Below are 19,787 nucleotides of genomic sequence, written 5' to 3'. Positions count from 1 at the left end.
AGTGGGTTATTACAATATTCAGGAAGAAAAAGTTTTTAATTCCGGGCATGCGGCCTGTCCAGGCTGCAGCGAGGCCCTTGCCATCCGCTATATAATTAACACGCTCGGTCCGGACAGCATTGGGGTCGTGCCACCTTCATGCATTGCGATCATTTCCGGTCCTCAGCCCTTAAGCTCGATGCGGATGCCAGTGTACCAGACGACTCTGGAGGCCAGCGCAGCCTCAGCTACCGGTATTGCCCGGGCCTTAAAAGCGAAAGGGAATGATCACACCAATGTCGTGGTTATTGCCGGGGACGGAGGGACCTATGATATCGGCTTTCAGTCCCTATCTTCAGCAGCCGAGCGCAATGAGGATTTCATCTATGTCTGTCTGGACAATGAAGGGTATATGAATACCGGAGCGCAAAAAAGTTCCTCAACTCCCTATCTGGCTTATACAACGTCCACTCCTTCCGGCAAGCCAACTCCGAAGAAAAACTTAGCGGAAATTATGGCTGCCCACCGTATTCCGTATGTTGCCACCGCTACCACCGGCTATCCTGAGGATTTGGCGCGCAAGGTTGCCCGGGCGAAGGAAATGAAAGGGAAGGGTCTGCGCTTTATACTGGTACTTACACCTTGCCTTGACGGCTGGGGTGTGGCTGACCACGCAGGGCCGAAAACTTCACGGCTGGCGGTGGAAACAGGGGTCTTTCCCCTCTATGAGGTGGAAGACGGGGAACACTATACCCTTAACTTTGGCTCCAAAGGTACACCGGTTTCAGCCTACTTGTCCCAACAAAGCCGCTATAAACATCTTAATCCAGCGCAAGTACTGGAAATTCAAAGCCAGGTGGATGCCAACTGGGAACGTCTGGAGCAAAGATTTGCCATCAGAGAGAACACGCGGCGGGAAGAGATTAAGCAGAGCACTCTAAGTGTAAGCCAAGCGGCTGTAGCCGCCGAGTAATATATGAAGGGGGTATTTGTTGGCATGAGCAAATTGGTACTGAAAGAAGGGCGTTTGGTCATACCAGGTGTGGGCATTGTGGAAGCGGATGTCCTGATGGAGAACGGGAAAATTCAGGCTGTCGGCCACGGCTTGAGCGGGGATGAGGAAATCGATGTCGGCGGCAAGTATGTTTTGCCCGGTCTGATCGACCCGCATATTCACTTGGGGATTTTCGGAGACTTAGCTGAGGAAATGGAAAAAGAGACTGCTTCAGCCCTGATGGGCGGAGTCACGACGGTCGGTGCCTTTATGGGCGGGCCTAATCCGTATCTGTCATATTTCAAAGATGTAATTAATTTGGCCGATGCCAAAGCCGCGACTGATGTTTTCTTCCATCTGGCGATCATGACCCCGGAACAACAGCAGGAGATTCCTGCTTATGCCCAGGAGTTCGGAATTACTTCCTATAAGATGTACATGTCAGGTATTCCCGGGCTAATTCCAGATGTGGATGACGGCTTTATGTTGCAGACGCTGCAACGTGTGGCCGGGCTGGGTGACAAAGCTCTGGCCTGCGTCCATGCCGAAAATCCCCATCTGATCAGGGTGGCCACGGAAGAAGTGAAGGCGCGCGGCGGGAGTACCCTGGCCGACTGGTCAGACACTCACCCTAACGTAGCGGAGGAAGATGCGATCAGACGGGCAGCTTATCTGAACGATGTTGCGGGAAGTCGGCTGTACATCGTCCACGTTTCCACCAAAGAAGGGGCCAAGGCTTTAGCAGAACTTAAACCAAAGTATGCGAAGCTTTATGCCGAGACTACCTCTCCCTACCTCTCAATTGACAAATACAGTTCTTTAGGGCTGGTTGCCCATATGGTTCCTCCTTTCCGCGAGGCTGAAAGTGTGGACGCTTTGTGGCAGGGAGTAGAGGGCGGCACCATCGACACCATCGGCACGGATAACGTAACCCTCACCCTGGATCTCAAGGGAGCGGAAAAAGGGATCTGGGGCGCTATGCCTGGTTACCCCGCTGTCGGCACGAGTTTGCCGGTAATGCTCCACTATGGTGTGAACGGACGCGGCTTTAGCTTATTGCGGTTAGTAGAAGTGATGAGCAAGAATCCGGCTCAAATCTTTGGCCTCTACCCGCACAAAGGGACGATCGCTCCGGGCAGTGATGCTGATTTGGTCGTAGTCGATCTCGACCTGGTGAAGACGGTACGCCATGAGGAGCTGGGCTCCCGTGCCGACTTTAGCCTTTATGGCGGGCAAGAGCTCAAAGGGTGGCCGATTATGACGATTAAGGGCGGCAAGGTAGCCGTGAAAGAGGGTAAGATCCAGCCGGTGGACAGCGGGCGTTTTCTGAGGAGGAGTTTGTAAAGAGAGATTTAGATCTTCTGAAAGGAAACTAAGGATCTTCTATAGAGGGATTTAGGGTCTTAGGAGGCAGAAGCAGCAGAGGTATTAGGAGAGATGTTGCCGATGCCTGCCTTTAAGATACAGAAAATTTAGAAAAGTGACTTCGGAACTCTGTTCAGGAACCAAATTCTTAAGCCTATTACAGAATTAATAGGGACTAGGGTACAAAAGAGCTACATTAAAGAAGCATTTCAAGCGGAAAAGATATGGAATTAGAGGAGTGGAGTAAAGAGAAGGAGGGATGATTTTTGGCTCAAACAACATTTAAGCAAAAGGACTACTGGGTAAAAAGCGCCTGCAAAATGTGCATCCACAGTTGTGCCATTAGGGTGCATGTGCAGGACGGAGTCGTGGTGAAGATCGAGGGCGATCCGAACGATGTCAACAACAGGGGGAAGCTTTGCCCCAAAGGGCAGTCAGGGATTATGCGTCTCTATGATCCTAACCGGGTGAAGACCCCGCTCAAACGGACCAATCCGGAAAAAGGACCTGGGGTCGACCCCAAGTGGCAGCCCATTTCCTGGGATGAGGCCTTGGACATTGTGGCCACCCGCCTGAAAAAAATCCGGCAGGAGGATCCGCGCAAGCTCTTAGTCTCAATCAACGACTTCCACCGCATCCACCTCTGGGGTTGGGGGGCAATGTTCGGTTCCTACAACTATTTTTCAACGGTCGGTCAGTACTGTGGCGCGGCTTATCACCCGGTTAACGGAACCCTGGACGGGTCTTTTGCCGCAGTCAATGACTATGCTTACTGCAACTACTGGATTCAGATCGGCGGCGGAGATGGTTTCTCTTCCCACCTCCATGTGGCAGGGTCAATTAAACGCATGGCGGAAGCCCGGGTTGACCGGGGCATGAAGGTTGTGGTTGTGGAGCCCAGGATGTCCACCGGCGCGGCCAAAGCTGATGAGTGGGTTCCGATTTTGCCGGGTACGGACAGAGCCTTCGTTCTCGGAATGATTTATGTCCTCTTACATGAGTTAAACATCTATGATGCTGAATACTTGAAGATTCACACGAACGGACCGTACCTCATCGGACCTGACGGGTATTTTGTACGTGATCCGGAAACCCAGAAACCTATGATCTGGGATGCGGGTGCTAATGAAGCCAAACAGTTCGATGATCCGAGTATTGAGGATTTTGCCCTCGAAGGGAATTATACAGTTAACGGCATTAAGTGCCGGCCTTCTTTCCAGGTTATCAAGGACACCTTGAAAGACCATACCCCTGAGCGCATGTCTAAGATCTGTACGGTTCCTGCTGATACCATCCGGCGCATTGCCCAAGAGTATGGAGAAGCGGCGCGCATCGGGAGCACGATCGTCATCGAAGGCAAAGAATACCCTTACCGCCCGGCAGCAGTCAACTATTATCGCGGGGCTATCGGACATGTGGACGGCGGGCTCGATTCAGCTGCTCTGAAACTGATTAATATTCTCGTGGGCAATGTTGATGTTCCTGGCGGGCATATTGGCGTAGGGCTTGACCACCGCCTCCTGCTGATTGAACCGGGTCCGGACGGGATGCTCTTGCCTCAGCCGCACATTCTGCATCCGCCTTATCCCTTTGCTGACAAGCCTTACAGCTTCCAGCTCATGGAGTGGTATCCGATCGGGATTGACCCGGGACATCTCTCTGCTGACAATATCCTGAGTCCAGAGAAATATGGCTTTGATTTTAAGCCAGAAGCCTTAATTATTCAACATTCCAACCCGATGTGGAATCTTTCTTCTACTGATAAGGTCATGGAAGTGTTCCGGCAGCTTGATTTTATCGTGGCCATTGATGTGGTGTTGAACGAGTCCACGGAATGGGCCGATATTGTGCTTCCCGATCATACTTATTTGGAATCCCACCTTTTAGTGGACATCGAGCCCCCGGTTATCACCGGCCACGTGTACCGGCGTCCGGTGATTGAACCGCTTTATGATAGCCGGGATGCCACCGACATTTTCACAGATTTGGCTGATCGGATCGGATTCTTGCCTGAATGGAACACGCTCATGAATATCAAGCTATTCCTGACCGAGGAACACCAGCTTGAGCCTAACAAGAAGTACGACAACCTTGAGCTGATGGATCGCATGGCCAAGAGCATTTACGGTTCGGATAAGGGCTTGGATTGGTTCCAGGAGAACGGGCATGCTACGCGTTATCAGAAGCCGGAGGAAATGTACCTGCCCTGGAAGGGACTGCGCATTCCGCTTTACTTCAATTTCTTTAAGGAAGTTGGGGACGACCTCAAGCAGAAAACAGAAGCGGCAGGCCTTGATTGGGATACTTCCAGTTATCTCCCGATCCCAGTTTGGCGCGACAGTCATCCTCTGCACAATATCGCGCCTGAATATGATCTCTATGCTTTTGCTTTCAAAGAAACCCTGCTTAATTTCTCGGAATCCACCACCATACCCTGGATCAATGAAGCCATGAACAACATTCCCATACACATGGGAGTCATAATTAACACCAAAACGGCCAAGGCCAAGGGAATCAATAACGGGGACCGCATCCGGGTTCAGTCCCCCTTCGGGGAAGTAATCGGCAAGGCCAGTGTGATTGAAGAAATTCATCCGCAGGTCATCGGGATGTCCAACGGTATCAGCCGCTGGACTAATCACCCGATTGATAAGAAAACCAACACTCATTTCAACCGTCTGTTGCCTGCTGATGTCAAGTGGACGGATGGTATGACCGGACACTTGGAAACTTCGACGAAGGTTAAAATCACTAAGATTTGAGAGGGGGGCAGAGATAGATGCATTTAGGAATGGTTATCGATTTAAAGCGTTGTGTGGGCTGTCAGGCTTGTACGCTTGCCTGCAAGTCGGAAAATGGGACCCCGCCCGGTGTGCTTTTCACCAAAGTGTTAGACCAGGTTGCCGGGGAATATCCCATTGTCAAAAAGAAGTTTTTACCTGTGCTGTGTAACCACTGTCAGGACGCTCCCTGTGTACGGGTATGTCCGACCGGGGCTACGACCAAACGCGAAGACGGTTTAGTCTTAGTGGATCACGACAAGTGTGTGGGCTGTCGCGCCTGTTATGTCGCTTGTCCATACAAAAACCGAATTTTCCTCAAGAAAGGAGTCTTGCATACAGGGTATTTCGGCGGCGATCATTTGACTCCTTTCGAAAAAGCCAAGTATCCTAAATGGCAGGAGGGTACTGTTGTCAAATGCACCTTCTGCGTCGAACGGGTGGATCAAGGCTTAGAGCCCTCCTGTGTCCAGACCTGCCCGGCAGATGCCCGTGTTTTTGGAGACCTGTCCGATCCTAACAGTAAGGTCAGCCGTTTGATCCGCCAGCGTGGGGGCTATCAGCCCCAGTCGGAAAACAACACGGAACCTTCTGTATATTACTTAGAGTAGGAGGTGAGCACATTGGCAAAAACTATGCCTTTGGTTGGAGAAGAATTTGTCGCCGGTTTCCGTCTCCAGACGGAGTGGGCGACTCTAATCGCGGCCGCGTTCTTTTTCGGAAAAATCGGGGCCGGGCTGTTCCTGATGTCACTCTTTACAGGTTCTTCAGTTGGAGCACTAGTGGGGCTCTTGATTGTGCTCATTGGGAAAGGCGGAGCCCACCTGCTCTATCTGGGGCGACCGGAACGTTTCTGGCGGGCCTTAACTAAGCCAGGCACTTCCTGGGTAGCGCGCGGTTTTTGGGCGATGGCAGTTATGATGGTGTCAGGAGGTTTATTCTTGCTGGCTGAACCGGGGAGCGGTGTCTGGTGGGCCGCGCAGATTATCGCAGCGATCACGGCCTTTATCGTAGCGGTTTATGACGGATTTTTAATGAACTCTTCCCCTTCGATTCCGTTGTGGAATACTGCGATGATGCCGGTGCTCTGTCTGTTTTACTCCGTGCTTGGCGGCACATCCCTGACTCTGTTTTTAGTTGACTTTGGCTTGACCACGGTGTCAATTGAAGAAACACTCTTAAGCAATTTAGAGATTATCCTCCTGGTGACAAACCTAATCGTGGTTATTCTATACCTCTTAAGTATGACCAACGGTACTGCTGCAGCCAAGGAATCCCTGCGCCTCCTGCTTAAAGGCTCATTTGCCCCGGCGTTTTATATCTTGGCTCTAGGTGTTGGCTTAGTCTTTACTCTCTTTATGGCTTATTTCATTGGAATGGCAGGCGGAGCAGGGGTGGTTGCCCTGATCACCGCTGCAGACCTGGTCGGTCACTACTTTATTTTCTTCCTCTTCCTCCGGGCAGGGGTGTATGCACCTGTACTTGGGAAGCTGACGTTTTAATGTAGGACTATTTCATCGTGCACAACCGTTCGGAAGATTTGCCTGGAGCCGCCGGAGAAGCGGTTAACTGGGCGGGGGTTATTACGGTAATTTTAGGATATTTTCTCGCAATGTACCTGCAAAAGATCCTCCCGATTGCCTTTTTGACTTCGACCGTAATTTCCCTCATTCTTTATCCGATCCTGAGAAAATATGTGCTGAAACCACGTACCGGCTACATGGACAGTATTTTGTAGAAAGAAAAGATGTAAGAACCAATTAACAGTAGTGAAGCCGTCTTTTGTAATTAACTTGCAGGAGACGGCTTTGCATTGCAAACAATTTGTCCAGCACCTGTATTTTGTTGGGAAACGTCTTTTAGCAACATAATTACATTTGTGTCCACCATTACTCTCATTGCTATTCTCCTTTTGAGTAACGGAGTTCCATAACATCCTGTAAAATATCCTCTTCCGATACCTTAACATTCTTTAAAGCTGCTTGGGCTTCCATAATTGCAACCCTGGATGAATTCTGAAGGATAATCTCTCCGTTTGTATTTTCAAGAAAAATAATTTTATCGCCCTCTTTGATATTTAATTTACGGCGTATTTCAATCGGAACAGTTATCTGTCCATTAGAGGATACTTTTGCCAGGTTCATAATCATTACCTCGATTCTTTAGATTTAAAGTTTTCTTTATTTATTTAAGCTGAATTTACAACGCTTACTCGGTTTTTAGCCGCGCTCAAAGTGCTGGTTTTTTTTATTCAGCATAATTTTCCTTCGATAAATGAGAAGAAATACCTATAGCACATACCTGATTTAATCCCTAGAATGGAGATATATATTAGAATAATCAGAATATTTAGACGTTGGGAGTGATGAAAGGATAAGTTTGTTGCCGTTAACCAATCGGGTTAAAAAGACAAAGAGATAAGGATTTCTTTGAGGGGGTTTTGAGATGGGTAAACCGGATGACATTGACTTGTCAGTTGAATTTGCAGGAGTAAAGATGAGAGCGCCAATCGGAGTAGCTGCGCAGGCACCGTTCGCGCCCGCGTCAATCTCTGGGCAAAAATTGGCCGAGATGCTGCTGAAACATGTGGAGGCCGGCGCGGGGTATGTCCATACGCCATATACCAATGTCGAGCTTGATCATCCTAAAAACAGGCTGCCAACCGGCCGGTTTTTGAAAGCCCACACACCTGGGTTTGGTAGGAGTGGATTTTGGGTTGCGGCAGACAGCTACCGGATAGAGATGCGCAAAGATGAATCTCTAAAGATGGTCGATTACCTGAAAAAGAAACTGCCATCGGATGTGCCTGTGATAGCGAACATAATGGGCTCTGGTGCCGATCCTAAAGGGTGGGCCGATCTTGCCCAAAGCTTTGAAAATGCCGGAGCAGATATTATTGAGTTGGATGTATCCTGTCCTCTGCCAGCCTCTGCCGCAGGAGCAGTGGACTCTTTCACCTCTTCAGAGCGAATCCCGGAACACGCCGGAATGCTCTTGGGAGATAACTCGGCATTGACAACGGCGGTCACGTCTGAGGTTGTTAAAACAATACGAGTGCCCGTTGGGGTTAAGTTAACTCCGGAAACGGGATTTCCACGCCTAATAGGCTTTGCGGATCAACTAAAAGAAGTTGGAGCAAGATTCATTACCAGTGTGAACGCCCCGCTTTCTGTGGCACCGCCGGATATTCACAACTATGGCAAATCCCCTTATCCAGGATTGGATGCCAATACAATTTCTCCGGCCGTGGGTCCGTGGACACGGTATCTGTGTTACCGCAACGTCGGCACAATTTCGATGTTTGTCCCGGGAATTGATCAGGCAGCAGTCGGCGGGCTGGTAGATGCATCACATGTAATCGAAGCGATGATGCTCGGGGCCACGATATGCGAATTCTCATCCGGAACCCTGTGGAAAGGGTGGTCGTTCATTTCGGAATCCTTGAATTACGTGCGTGAATACATGCGTAAGTACGGTTACAAGTCACTTGAAGAATTTAGAGGCTTAGGTGTTCAGTATATTAAACCGGCGGAAGAAATTGATTGGGGGCTTGGCAGGTTAACAGCGAGTATTGACCAAAACAAATGTAAAGGGTGTGAGATTTGCGCGAACAATCTGTGCTGGGCAATTACAATGAATGAAGATAACAAGGCATCAGTAGCTGAAGAAGATTGCGGAGCTTGTGCGTTGTGCGTGGCTATTTGTCCCAGTAATGCCGCCACCCTGGTTGACGCTCAGAACCCGCGGAGTGAGGAGGACATTTATGCTCAGTATTTAGGGAAGTAATTGATTTCCCTCTGTTATTTGAGCCAATGGATACTTGAAATTAGTCTTTGAGCCCAAAAACATTGCCCACGAGCTTTTCCAAAGCTAAAATAGTACAGTGGGTGTAAAATATTTACAGGGAGCAGAAGTATAATTATTATATACCTGCTAACCGCTGATGCGGCAATATTGAAGGAACATAATGGAACACGTTAGATCCATATGAATGTAGCTAAAGGCTGTCACCGGCAGTCTTTAGCTTTAATCGGGTAGGAAGTGATGCTGTTATGAGTAGTTGGGCAACTACTTTAGAGTTGCTAAAGTCAAAAAAACATCTGTTTCTGAATGAATTTGACCGTAATGTGAGAAATCTCACTTCCAGCGGTACTTATGCCGGTAAAGAAACAGAGGTTTTTCAAAGAAAGAACGAATTTATTAGATTGCTCGATTACTTAATTGAGGCAGATCATGCAAGCCTCCATCTTTTGTCTATAAGAAGTGAAGAATCGCCACCGGAACCGAATGAGGTTAGATTATGGTTAGGCATTATCCTGACAGTCTTGCGTCCTCTTTGGCAACAGGAAGAAATAGAAAGCACGGACCAAGAGATTCGTGTGCTGCGTCTGGCGGAAACTGTTTATCTTTATGCCTGGAGACGTCATGAAGAGCAGTTATCAAGGCGTTTCCAACTGCAGGAACAAAAACTTATGGCTGGAATTGTCGCTGCCCAGGAAAATGAAAGAAAGCGGCTGGCGCGGGACATCCATGACGAAGTGATTCAATTGCTGGCAAGCAGCATCTTAAGGCTGCAGATTATTCAACACGCAGGACCAGGGCATGAGGGTCAGGATCTTAAAGACCTTTACTTTGAAATCCGAGAAATAGAACAGCTCATCAGAGAATCTGTGCAAGCTTATCGTTTAGTCAGTGTGGATATGGATTCTTTCTGGTTGAACCAGGCAGGGTTCTTCCCCACGCTCAGGGCTTACATTCGCAGTTATGAGACTAAAACCGGGATTAAAGCGCGACTGAAAATTGAAGGAGAGGAATATGGATTAGAGCGGACTGTCGGCATCGCTATTTTTCGGGTTATTCAAGAAGCTCTTCAAAATGTACGCAAGCACGCACAGGCTACCACCGCAACTGTTGAAATAGAGCTTAACAGCCAAGATGCTTATCTCTTAATAGCAGACAATGGTAAGGGATTTGATCTGGATTTGGTTAAAACAAAAGATTTCCGCACTGTTTCATGTATTTCGTATTTCGGTCTATTTAGCATGGAACAGCGCATTAAGTTATTGGGAGGGGTCTTTGAGATTTCTTCAAAACCCGGGGAAGGTACACGCATTAATGTTAAAGCCCCAAGCCAGGGAGCTAAATTGCCAGATTCTAAACAAGTGAAGAGGGGTTCGCCGTGGATCAAATTAAAGTATTAATTGCGGATGACCACACTCTCTTTTGTCAAGCTATGCAAAGATTGTTTGATACGGTGGGAATGTTCAGGGTTGTTGGCATTGCCCGGAATGGGGAGGAAGCGGTGCAAAAAACTCAGCAACTATTGCCTCACCTCGTCCTGATGGATATCCAAATGCCTGGACTTGACGGTGTAGCCAGCACACGGCAAATACGCCAACTTGTTCCTAACACCCAGGTTATTATCCTGACTATGCATGATAATGCCAGGTTGCTCCGGGATGCCTTAGAGGCTGGGGCTGCCGGATATGTCTTAAAAGATGCAGAGATTTCCCTCCTGGTGAACACAGTGCTCACGGTTGTACATCCGGGCAATACGCCCGGAACAGAAAAGCTTACGGTAAGGGAAAAAGAAATCCTATTCTTAGTTGCCAGCGGGTTTACCAATCAAGAAATTGCTGTGAGGTTAAGCGTGAGCGCGCATACAATAAAAAATCATCTGTATCATATTTATACGAAGCTGAACTGCGCTAATAGAGCTGAAGCGGTTCGCTGGGCAGCTGAACGCAAGATTCTTTTTGAGGGGTTGTAGGAAAATGAGAATAATAACCTATACCCTTTCTTTTTTTTGCTGATTACAATGGTTTTAGATAATTCAGAAAACTTAGTTAAAGGTGGAGGTGGTTTAACAGACATTGGATTTAAGCCGCGTATTTACAGAGGGATAAAACTAGAGTTTTTGGTGCGAGAAGAAAAATAACTCTTTGCAAAGCAAGTGAGGGGGGTTACACATGGGAGTTAAGATTGGGATTGATGTTGGTGGGACATTCACAGATTTTCTTTTGTTTGATGCCGAAGGGAACACGGCGATATTTAAGTCCCCGACAACGCCTGATGATCCGACTGAGGGAGTTTTTACAGGGTTAGCAGAGATGGCTGCGGAAAAAGGAATATCAATTGTGAGTTTCCTCAAACAAGTTGATGTCATAGTCCACGGAACAACAATTACGACGAACGCAGTGCTTACAGGAAACGGAGCCAAAACAGGTTTTGTCACCACCAAAGGGTTTCGCGACATATTGAATATGCGCCGGGGACTGAAAGAGGACCAATATGAAACCAAATACGCCCCTCCTCAGCCCTTGGTCCCGCGCAGGCTGATTCAGTCAGTGGAGGAAAGAACGGATTGTGAAGGCAAAGAACTCGTGCCGTTAAACCGTAAAGAGGTTCAGGACGTGGTGGACTACTTCAAAAAAGAAAAGGTCGAAGCCTTGGGCGTGAGTTTCCTCTTTTCTTTCTTTAATCCTGAGCATGAGAATGAACTCGCTGAAATGTTAGCCACAGATTTGCCCGATGTCTATGTTTCGCTCTCCAGCGAGATTATACCGCAAGTGCGGGTTTACGAGCGCAACAGCACGGTAGCGCTTAACGCTTTTGTCGGCCCCAAACTGAAAAGTTATCTCAGTTCGCTCAAAGACCGTCTTGAGTCCAATGGCTTCCAAGGTGTTCTCCTGATCATGCAGTCCAATGGAGGAGTGATGTCGCCGGAAGTGGCCATCCGGTTTGCGGTCAATACCCTACTTTCCGGGCCGGCTGGCGGCCCTGCTGCCGGTATTTCCTATGCCAATCCTCATGAACTGAAAAACCTGATAACGGTGGATATGGGCGGAACCAGTTTTGATGCCAGTTTAATTATGGATCTGACCCCAGGAATTACAGTGGAGGCCAGTATCGCCAGGCATCGGATTGCTTTGCCTGTAATCGATATCCATACGATTGGTGCCGGCGGCGGGAGCATTGCCTGGATTGATACCGGCGGAATCTTGCAGGTGGGACCACAAAGTGCAGGGGCGCAGCCCGGACCTGTCTGCTATGGCCGCGGAGGCAGCAAACCTACGGTTACGGATGCTGACTTGATTTTGGGTTATCTTGAGCCAGGTTATTTCTTTGGGGGTAAGATGGGTCTGAATTATGAGGCGGCTGAGCGAGCGATTGCCGAGGAGGTTGCTGAACCTCTCAAGATGGATGTGGTGCAAGCGGCTAACGGGATTTATCAGGTTGTTAATGCCAACATGGCAGCGGGCTTGGGGGTTGTCTCGGTCAGTCGCGGTTATGATCCCAGGGATTTTGCATTAGTGGTGGCTGGAGGAGCAGGGCCGATTCACGCCGGTATGATCGCCAGGGAGTTGGAAATTCCGCTGATCATAATCCCCAAAGTATCTTCTGTTTTCTGTGCCGCAGGCATGCTTATGTCCGACCTGCGTCATGACTACGTCAGAACTTATGCTAAATCCATAGCCCAAGCGGACTTGAAGCGCTTGAATTCAATTCTGGGCGAAATGGAGGAAGAAGCAGTATCAACCTTAAAACGTGAAGGTATTCCGGAAGATCAGATCGTGCTCAAATATTCCCTTGATCTCCGTTATGAAGGACAGTTTAACGAAGTTGAGGTTCCGTTCTCTCTTAACTCCGGAAGCGACAAGGTTGAGGAAATCCAGCTGGCGGAAATTGTTCAGACGTTTGACCGCAGGCATGATGCCCTCTACGGTTATGCCTTGCCCGGTGTAACTGCAGAAATAATAAATCTCCGCTTAAGTGCGTTGGGTATTACGGAGAAACCGGAATTCAAGAAGACAAAATTCCGGGGAACTGATCCTTCACCCGCATTTAAGAAGTACCGGTCAGTTTACTTTGATACGGCTTTCCGCGAGGTCTCTGTTTACGATGGACAATTGTTAGGGCATGGCAACATGATTAAGGGTCCCGCCATTATTGAGGAGATGACGACGACCATTGTTGTTCCTCCTGAATACGATTTGCTGTGCGATACCTTTGACAACTACTTGATGCATCCCAAAGGAATGGCGCTCTTGGATATTTTTGAGAAGTTAAGGAGGGGTTAGAATGGCTGGAAAGATTGATCCGATTCTAGTCGCTGTGTTGGATAACCGCTTTAGTTCGATCTGTGTGGAAATAGGGCAAACAATGCTGCGGACTTCGCGCTCACCGATTTTTAGTGAAGCGCGGGACTTCGTCTCAGCCATTTTTGACCGCCGCGGGCGCTTAATCGCTCAGAAAGATTACATTCCGGTTCTTAGCGGCGCGGCCCCGTTTGCTCTGCGTGCTATTGCCGATCATTTCAAAGGAAGGATTTATGAAGGGGATGTTTACGTTCTAAATGATCCGTACCGGGGGAACAATCATCCACCTGATATTACGGTCGTGAAACCGGTGTTCTTTGAAGGGCAATTGACTTTTTGGTCGATGGCTAAAGGACACCATGTTGATGTCGGCGGGGGTGGAGTCGGAGGGTATAATCCGCTTGCGACTGATGCCTGGACCGATGCCTTGCGCATCCCGCCGGTGAAACTATATGAACGGGGAGTCAAGCAGCAGGACATCTGGGACTTGATCTTGATCAACGTTCATATTCCTTTCTTGGTAGAGGGGGATCTTCACTGCCAGGTGGGAGCAACTACCATCGGGGAACGCAGCCTTGTGAGTCTTGCCGGAAAGTATGGCATGGATACGCTTGAAGCAGTCATTGAGGAAGTTTTTGATGCTTATGAAGCCAAAATGCGCTCCGAGATTCGCAAGATTCCCAATGGAACTTACTATGCAGAACGCAAAATTGACCATGATGGCATAGATGTTGACAAGCTTGTTACAGTGCGCCTGGCCCTTAGCGTACAAGACGAAGACGTGGTTTTTGACTATAGCGCCACAGATCATCAAGTAAGAGGTTTCTTAAACAGCACTTATCCCAACACGGTGTCAAGCAGCTATATCTCACTTTTTACGACGATCGAAAATAAAGTCAAGATTAATGAGGGCTCCACCAGGACGGTCACGGTAATTGCTCCCGAGGGTTCCTTGTTAAATCCGTTAGAGCCGGCTCCGACTACGGCCAGTACAGTTCCTACTGCCGAGGCGATAGCCGAGGCGGGCTGGTACGCTTTGGCACAGGCGGTCCCACACCTGTGTCAGGCGGCTTGGAACCGCTGGGCCGCGCCCGCCAGCGGTGGGGTTAATCCGCGCACAGGAAAACCGTTTGGAGATATCCACTTTATGTCTAAAGGCGGTGGAGGGGCAACCGAAGGGATTGATGGGTGGGATCACCTGGGCACAGTGATCTGCCTTGGCGGCCTGCGCGCCCCTGATCCAGAGCTGCATGAAATGCTAACCCCCTACCTTATTTTGAATTATGAACTGATTCCGGACTATGCCGGGCCGGGACAATGGCGCGGCGGCAATGGGCTTCATTACAAATGGCAGGTGCTGGGAGATAATGTCGCTTTCGCTATGTTTGGCAGCGGGGTTCGTGACGATACGGCTCCATTCGGTTTAGCTGGGGGCAAGGGTGCACCGAAAACGAGTCAATATTTAATCAAGGCCGATGGTACGAGACTGTGGTTAGATGTAAATACTTTTGTGTATCCCGAAAAAGGAGACTGCATTGAGATCTTCTCATCCGGTGGCGGTGGCTTTGGGGATCCGCTTAAGAGGTCGGTGGCTAAAGTTGTAGAGGATGTTCAGAATGAACTTCTTTCGCTCGAAACTGCCAAAGTTCAGTATGGAGTTGTAATCAATCCGGAAACTCTAACGGTCAACCAAGAAGAGACGGCCAAACTTAGGGGTAAAGCCAGTTAACTATTGTGCGGTAGGAGGTTATTCGTGTTAACCTCCTACCCATTCCGGTTAGTTCGGAGGGATGTACATGATGATCATGGGTGAAATGATTGAACGCAATGCCCGGCTGTTCCCGGAGAAAACGTCCTTTAATCAAGGAGAGAGGGAAATCTCTTTTAGAAGTTTTGCTGAACGGGTAAAGAGTTTAGTTCGTGCGGTAAGCGCGCTTGGGATTAAGCCTGGTGACAGAGCTGCTGTGCTAGCGACAAATTGCATTGAATATTTTGAGCTTTATGGCTTGACAGATATGGGAGCGGCTATCTTAGTGCCCCTGAATTACCGGCTGCAAGTTGGCGAGTTGGAGTATCTGCTAAAAGACTCAGGCACTTCTATCTTGTTTTTTTCCAAGCAATATATTGAAACGGTAGATTCTCTTAAAAGTATAAGCCATTTGTTCGAAAACGCTGTTTGCCTGGATGAACGGCTACCAGGTTACTTGTATTACGAAGATTTGCTGGCCCGGGGAAGCCAACTAAAGCTTGAAGAGGAAAATGCAGGATACAGTGATTTCCCGGTCGCCGAAAATGACGCGGCATATATCCTTTATACAAGTGGAACCACAGGATTGCCCAGGGGAGTCGTATTGACTCACCGCGGGCAATATCAGACGGCCAATGCCCTAGCCTTAGAAATGTCTATTCAGAAAGAAGATATTACCCTCGACATGATGCCCTTGTATCATGCCGGGGGTCATGCAGTTGCCTTGGCCCATTTTTACCGTGGGTGCACAAGTGTGATCATGACGGGTTTTAATCCCAGGCAAGCCTTGGAGCTCGTGGAAAGACATGCTGTGACAACAATGCAGGTTGTTCCGGCCATGATCGTGGATATGCTGAACCAACCAGACCTGAATTCTTTTGATACTTCCAGCCTGCGCATGATCTTTTATGCTTCTTCTCCGATGCCGGAAGCCCTTCTGCGCAAAGCTATGGACCGATGGGGCCGCAAGTTTTTCCAGGCATATGGGTTGACTGAAAACGGACCGGTGGCAACAGTCTTAGCTCAAGCTGATCACATCTTAGAAGGGGAAGAACGGTGGACAAAAAAATTAAAATCCTGTGGACTACCCTCGGCCAACTGCGATACCAGGGTTTGGAACGGACAGGGAGTTGAGGTTAAACCCGGGAAAATCGGGGAGATAGTCATCCGAAGTGAACAAGTCATGAAAGAGTATTGGGGGCTTCCGGAACTTACGGCCAAAACTTTAAAAGATGGATGGCTGTATACCGGAGACCTGGCGACTGTTGATGAAGACGGCTATATCTACATTGTGGATCGGAAGAAAGACATGATCATTTCCGGAGGAGAAAACATATACCCACGTGAAGTGGAAGAGGTCATTTACAAACACCCGGCGGTGTATGAGTGTGCGGTGGTCGGAATTCCAAATCCGAAATGGGTGGAGTCCGTACACGCTTTGGTGGTTCTAAAAAAAGACGCAGCCTTGAGCGCAGAGGAATTAATCGCCTATTGCAAGTCCCAGCTGGCCCCGTATAAAGCCCCAAAATCGGTGGAGTTCGTGCCTGGACTGCCAAAAAATCCGAGCGGCAAAATCTTAAAAAAAGAGTTGCGCTCCCGCTACTGGAATGCGGTGGTTGATGTCTGATTTCTTATGGAAGACGCATGATTAAAGAATTTAACAATAGCACAGGGGTACAGAGACGGGTGATGTATAGGGGATAAAGACGATTGATGAACAGAGATATAGAGAGAATTAGAGAATTGAGCGATGGAAAGGAGAAGTGTCATGCCAAGACGTGTTGCGGTTGTCGCAGCCGGGATCAGCAAAAAGTGGGGAGTGTTTCCCGGCACTTATCGAGACCTTATTTCAGAGGCCGGTAAAGCAACGTTTGATAGTAACCCCAGGATTAAACCAAAAGATATTCAGGGATTTATCCTGGCCAGCGTCTTTCCGGAAAGATCGGTCTTTCAATCTCACGTGGCCACCTTAGCGGCAGAGACGGTGGGGGTGACCCCGACCAAGTTGTTCCAAAGGGTGGAGAACATGTGTGGTAGCGGTACGATCGCCATCCGCACTGCCTATATGGCAATTGCCAGTGGCCTGTGTGACATCGTTATGGTGATCGGGGCTGAAAAGATGTACACACCCCAACCGGCGGAGACCTTTATGAGCATGCTGGGCGGGGTGGACCGGGAGTATGAAGGGGCTTTGGGGGTTACGGCTCCCATCCAGTTTGCGCTGGCTGCCCAATCCCACATGCAGCGATATGGCACGACACACGAACAAATGGCTCAGGTCTCGGTCAAAAACCATGTACATGCCGTTAACAATCCTTACGCTCACTTTCCTAAGGCTTGTACGTTGGAGGAAGTCTTGAATTCAAAGCCGGTGACCACTCCTTTGACTATTCTGGAATGTTCCCCCATTACCGACGGATCGGCTGGCATGATTCTGATGAGCGAGGATAAGGCCCGGGAATACACGGACCAACCGGTGTTTATTCTGGGCACCGGTCAGGCCGCAGCGGGATTTAACTATGCCAACGTACCGTCCGAACTCTCCAATTGGACCATGCTGAAATTAGCCGCAGATGATGCCTATGCCATGGCCGGAGTGGGTCCGCAAGATATCGACGTGGCGGAGGTTCATGACTGTTTCAGTATTTCGGAAGTGATTATCATGGAGGAACTGGGTTTCGCTGTCAAAGGTGAAGGCGGAGCATTTGTGGCGGCAGGGCGCTCGGACTATGGCGGAGATGTAGTGATCAACCCACGCGGAGGATTGCTCGGTTGCGGTCATCCCTTAGGAGCTACCGGCGTCGCCCAAGGGGTAGAAATATTCCGGCAACTGCGCGGCGAAGCCGGAGTGCGCCAGGTCCCCGGAGCTAAGATCGGGTTGGGGCACAATCTAAGCGGGGTGAGCGAACACCATGTGCTTATTTACGGAAGGGGTGACCTGTAATGGCTCAAAGATTGACCTGGGATTATGTTTTTGCCTGTGATCCGGTACCCCAGCAAGCTCCGGAGTTCAACAAGCTTCACCGCTACTACCAGAATTTGCAGGATGGGCGTCTGACCACTACCGAATGTGCGAATTGCGGCAAAGTTTACTGGCCGCCCCGCACCGTATGCCCGGAATGCTTCTCGGATGAGCTATCTTTTGCAGCCTTGCCGGAAATAGGAGAAATCATTGTCGCCACCTGGCAAGAGGGGGGAGCCTTTCCCGGATTTCCGCCGCCGTTGGCCTTCGCCCTGCTGCAGTTCGGCCCCTTGCGCTTTATCGGTAAACTGGTGGATGTCGATCCGGCCCAAATCGGTCCGGGCACAAAAGTGCGCTTAAAAGTGGAACAGCAGGACGATGGACGGGTATTACCTGCCTTCACGCTGGCTTAATTTCTTTTATTCCAGTTGCCAAAATGACAATTAAAGGTTCGTCTTGACCACGCAAGACTTGGGTTCGTCAAGCCTGAACTAAATCAAAATAAACAAGGAGGGAAACCCATGGCTTACCAGACCCGGGGTCTGACCTTTGAGCAGATGAACGAAGGAGAAGAGTTTTTTACGGCATCCCGCACGATCACTGAGGCCGATGTCGTAAGCTTTGCCGGACTCTCCGGCGATTTCAACCCGCTGCACACCGATGAAGCATGGGCCAAGGCCAACACGCCGTTTGGCACCCGAATCGCGCATGGGGTCTTGATCCAGTCCGTCGCTACCGGCCTGGCCAATCAACTCGGAATTTTTGAAGGAACCACGATTGCCGTAATCGAGATGACCTCCCGGTTCGTGGGGGCGGTGCGCTTTGGCGACACGATCCATACCATCCTAAAAGTGGGAGAGAAGAAGGAAAGCAAAAAAGGCGATCGGGGCATTATCAATATGGGGATCGAGGTGCGCAATCAAAAAGAGGAAGCCGTCTTGCAGGGCAACTGGATTATCATGTTAAAACGAAGTTAAGAGGGCTAGTATAAATAACTGTATATGTACTATGCGTATCAAGAGTGAATTGGTTTTTAGAATTATTCAATGTTCGTGAAACACTTGGCTTAATTGAAGGGAGTGTAAAGGAAGATGCGTTTTTCCGATCGAGTAGCATTTGTCACCGGGGCTGGGGGAGGGATCGGGGCTGCTACAGCCAAACGTTTTGCCGGCGAAGGAGCCAGGGTCGTTCTCAACGATGTGGCAACAGAAAACGCGGCCAATGTATTGCGGGAGATTGAAGCCGTCGGTGGCCGGGGTCTCTTGGTTGAGGGCAGTGTTACATCCAAGGCCGAGGTCGATGCTATGGTTCAAAAAATCATGAGCACGTTCGGGCAACTCGATATCTTAATTAACAACGCCGGGATTACCCGGGATGCCATAGCCCGCAAAATGAGCGAAGGCCAGTGGGACCAGGTGCTCGATGTTAACCTGAAAGGGACGTTTCTGTGCGCCCAAGCTGTTTACGGCCCGATGAGCGAACAGAAATACGGTAAAATTGTTAACACGGCCTCCATCGGTGCCTTGGGCAACCCCGGCCAAGCCAACTATGCCGCCTCCAAGGCCGGTGTCATGGGGTTAACTTACACCCTGGCTCTGGAATACGCCCGGTACAACATTAACGTCAACGCCATCGCCCCGGGAGCCACCAAAACACCCATGACCGCCAAGATGCCGCAGGAGGCTTTAGACAAGATAATTAGCATGATCCCTTTGCGACGCATGGCTAATCCGGAGGAGATTGCCGGACTGCACGCCTTTTTGGCTAGCGACGAAGCGTCCTATATTACCGGTCAGGTTATATTTATGGACGGTGGGATTACGGTAGGACTGTAAATCAGAAGTCAGAAGTCAGAAGTCAG

Annotated in this window: 17 protein-coding genes; 16 read left to right on the top strand and 1 reads right to left on the bottom strand. The window is 49.4% G+C overall.

What is annotated here, in order from left to right:
* The first annotated feature begins 1 nt into the window (after window position 1).
* From ACYQ2N_RS03260 to ACYQ2N_RS03235, 6 genes are all read left to right on the top strand, one after another.
* Entirely contained in the window at window positions 2-952 is a 951-nt protein-coding gene (locus tag ACYQ2N_RS03260; RefSeq protein ID WP_459997494.1) for a thiamine pyrophosphate-dependent enzyme, read from the top strand.
* A 24-nt stretch (window positions 953-976) separates the two neighbouring features.
* Window positions 977-2,317: a dihydroorotase gene (locus tag ACYQ2N_RS03255; protein ID WP_459997493.1), complete on the top strand. Its 1,341-nt coding sequence runs from the start codon at window positions 977-979 to the stop codon at window positions 2,315-2,317.
* Between the two features lie 287 nt (window positions 2,318-2,604).
* The gene (locus ACYQ2N_RS03250) at window positions 2,605-5,100 is read left to right on the top strand and encodes a molybdopterin-dependent oxidoreductase (RefSeq protein WP_459997492.1); all 2,496 of its coding nucleotides are present in this window, start codon (window positions 2,605-2,607) and stop codon (window positions 5,098-5,100) included.
* Window positions 5,101-5,117: 17 nt separating this feature from the next.
* A complete protein-coding gene (locus tag ACYQ2N_RS03245; protein ID WP_459997491.1) occupies window positions 5,118-5,729 on the top strand; it encodes a 4Fe-4S dicluster domain-containing protein in 612 nt (203 codons plus the stop codon).
* Between the two features lie 12 nt (window positions 5,730-5,741).
* The gene (gene nrfD, locus ACYQ2N_RS03240; protein WP_459997490.1) at window positions 5,742-6,620 is read left to right on the top strand and encodes an NrfD/PsrC family molybdoenzyme membrane anchor subunit; all 879 of its coding nucleotides are present in this window, start codon (window positions 5,742-5,744) and stop codon (window positions 6,618-6,620) included.
* A 17-nt stretch (window positions 6,621-6,637) separates the two neighbouring features.
* On the top strand, window positions 6,638-6,856 hold the full coding sequence (locus tag ACYQ2N_RS03235) for a hypothetical protein (RefSeq protein ID WP_459997489.1): 219 nt from the start codon (window positions 6,638-6,640) through the stop codon (window positions 6,854-6,856).
* Window positions 6,857-7,019: 163 nt separating this feature from the next.
* Here the strand turns inward: ACYQ2N_RS03235 and ACYQ2N_RS03230 are convergent, their stop codons facing one another.
* Complete coding sequence (locus ACYQ2N_RS03230; RefSeq protein WP_459997488.1) at window positions 7,020-7,262, bottom strand: AbrB/MazE/SpoVT family DNA-binding domain-containing protein; 243 nt, start codon at window positions 7,260-7,262, stop codon at window positions 7,020-7,022.
* 301 nt (window positions 7,263-7,563) lie between these two features.
* Here ACYQ2N_RS03230 and ACYQ2N_RS03225 point away from each other — a divergent pair, with 301 nt between their 5' ends.
* The 10 genes from ACYQ2N_RS03225 (at window position 7,564) to fabG (ending at window position 19,761) form a co-directional block, all read left to right on the top strand.
* Window positions 7,564-8,904 carry a hypothetical protein gene (locus ACYQ2N_RS03225; protein WP_459997487.1) on the top strand — a complete coding sequence of 447 codons (1,341 nt, stop codon included), beginning with the start codon at window positions 7,564-7,566 and terminating at the stop codon, window positions 8,902-8,904.
* Between the two features lie 266 nt (window positions 8,905-9,170).
* Window positions 9,171-10,319: a sensor histidine kinase gene (locus ACYQ2N_RS03220; RefSeq protein ID WP_459997486.1), complete on the top strand. Its 1,149-nt coding sequence runs from the start codon at window positions 9,171-9,173 to the stop codon at window positions 10,317-10,319.
* The gene (locus tag ACYQ2N_RS03215) at window positions 10,298-10,888 is read left to right on the top strand and encodes a response regulator transcription factor (protein ID WP_459997485.1); all 591 of its coding nucleotides are present in this window, start codon (window positions 10,298-10,300) and stop codon (window positions 10,886-10,888) included. Before ACYQ2N_RS03220 ends, ACYQ2N_RS03215 begins: the two co-directional genes overlap by 22 nt.
* 199 nt (window positions 10,889-11,087) lie before the next feature.
* Window positions 11,088-13,199, top strand: coding sequence for a hydantoinase/oxoprolinase family protein (locus ACYQ2N_RS03210; RefSeq protein ID WP_459997484.1), 2,112 nt, complete (start codon window positions 11,088-11,090; stop codon window positions 13,197-13,199).
* A 1-nt stretch (window position 13,200) separates the two neighbouring features.
* Window positions 13,201-14,946 carry a hydantoinase B/oxoprolinase family protein gene (locus tag ACYQ2N_RS03205; protein ID WP_459997483.1) on the top strand — a complete coding sequence of 582 codons (1,746 nt, stop codon included), beginning with the start codon at window positions 13,201-13,203 and terminating at the stop codon, window positions 14,944-14,946.
* A 67-nt stretch (window positions 14,947-15,013) separates the two neighbouring features.
* The gene (locus ACYQ2N_RS03200; protein WP_459997482.1) at window positions 15,014-16,591 is read left to right on the top strand and encodes a class I adenylate-forming enzyme family protein; all 1,578 of its coding nucleotides are present in this window, start codon (window positions 15,014-15,016) and stop codon (window positions 16,589-16,591) included.
* A gap of 141 nt (window positions 16,592-16,732) precedes the next feature.
* Window positions 16,733-17,908, top strand: a complete 1,176-nt coding sequence (locus ACYQ2N_RS03195; RefSeq protein WP_459997481.1) for a thiolase family protein — start codon at window positions 16,733-16,735, stop codon at window positions 17,906-17,908.
* Window positions 17,908-18,339 (top strand): Zn-ribbon domain-containing OB-fold protein, encoded by a 432-nt coding sequence (locus ACYQ2N_RS03190; RefSeq protein ID WP_459997480.1) that lies wholly within the window; start codon window positions 17,908-17,910, stop codon window positions 18,337-18,339. Before ACYQ2N_RS03195 ends, ACYQ2N_RS03190 begins: the two co-directional genes overlap by 1 nt.
* Window positions 18,340-18,447: 108 nt before the next feature.
* Window positions 18,448-18,903, top strand: coding sequence for a MaoC/PaaZ C-terminal domain-containing protein (locus tag ACYQ2N_RS03185; RefSeq protein WP_459997479.1), 456 nt, complete (start codon window positions 18,448-18,450; stop codon window positions 18,901-18,903).
* 114 nt (window positions 18,904-19,017) lie between these two features.
* Window positions 19,018-19,761: a 3-oxoacyl-ACP reductase FabG gene (fabG, locus tag ACYQ2N_RS03180; protein WP_459997478.1), complete on the top strand. Its 744-nt coding sequence runs from the start codon at window positions 19,018-19,020 to the stop codon at window positions 19,759-19,761.
* The last annotated feature ends 26 nt before the right edge of the window (window positions 19,762-19,787 follow it).

This window comes from Paradesulfitobacterium aromaticivorans (genome assembly GCF_054657415.1).
The sequence above is the reverse complement of the archived record's forward strand: the minus strand, read 5'-3'. Positions and strand labels throughout refer to the sequence as shown.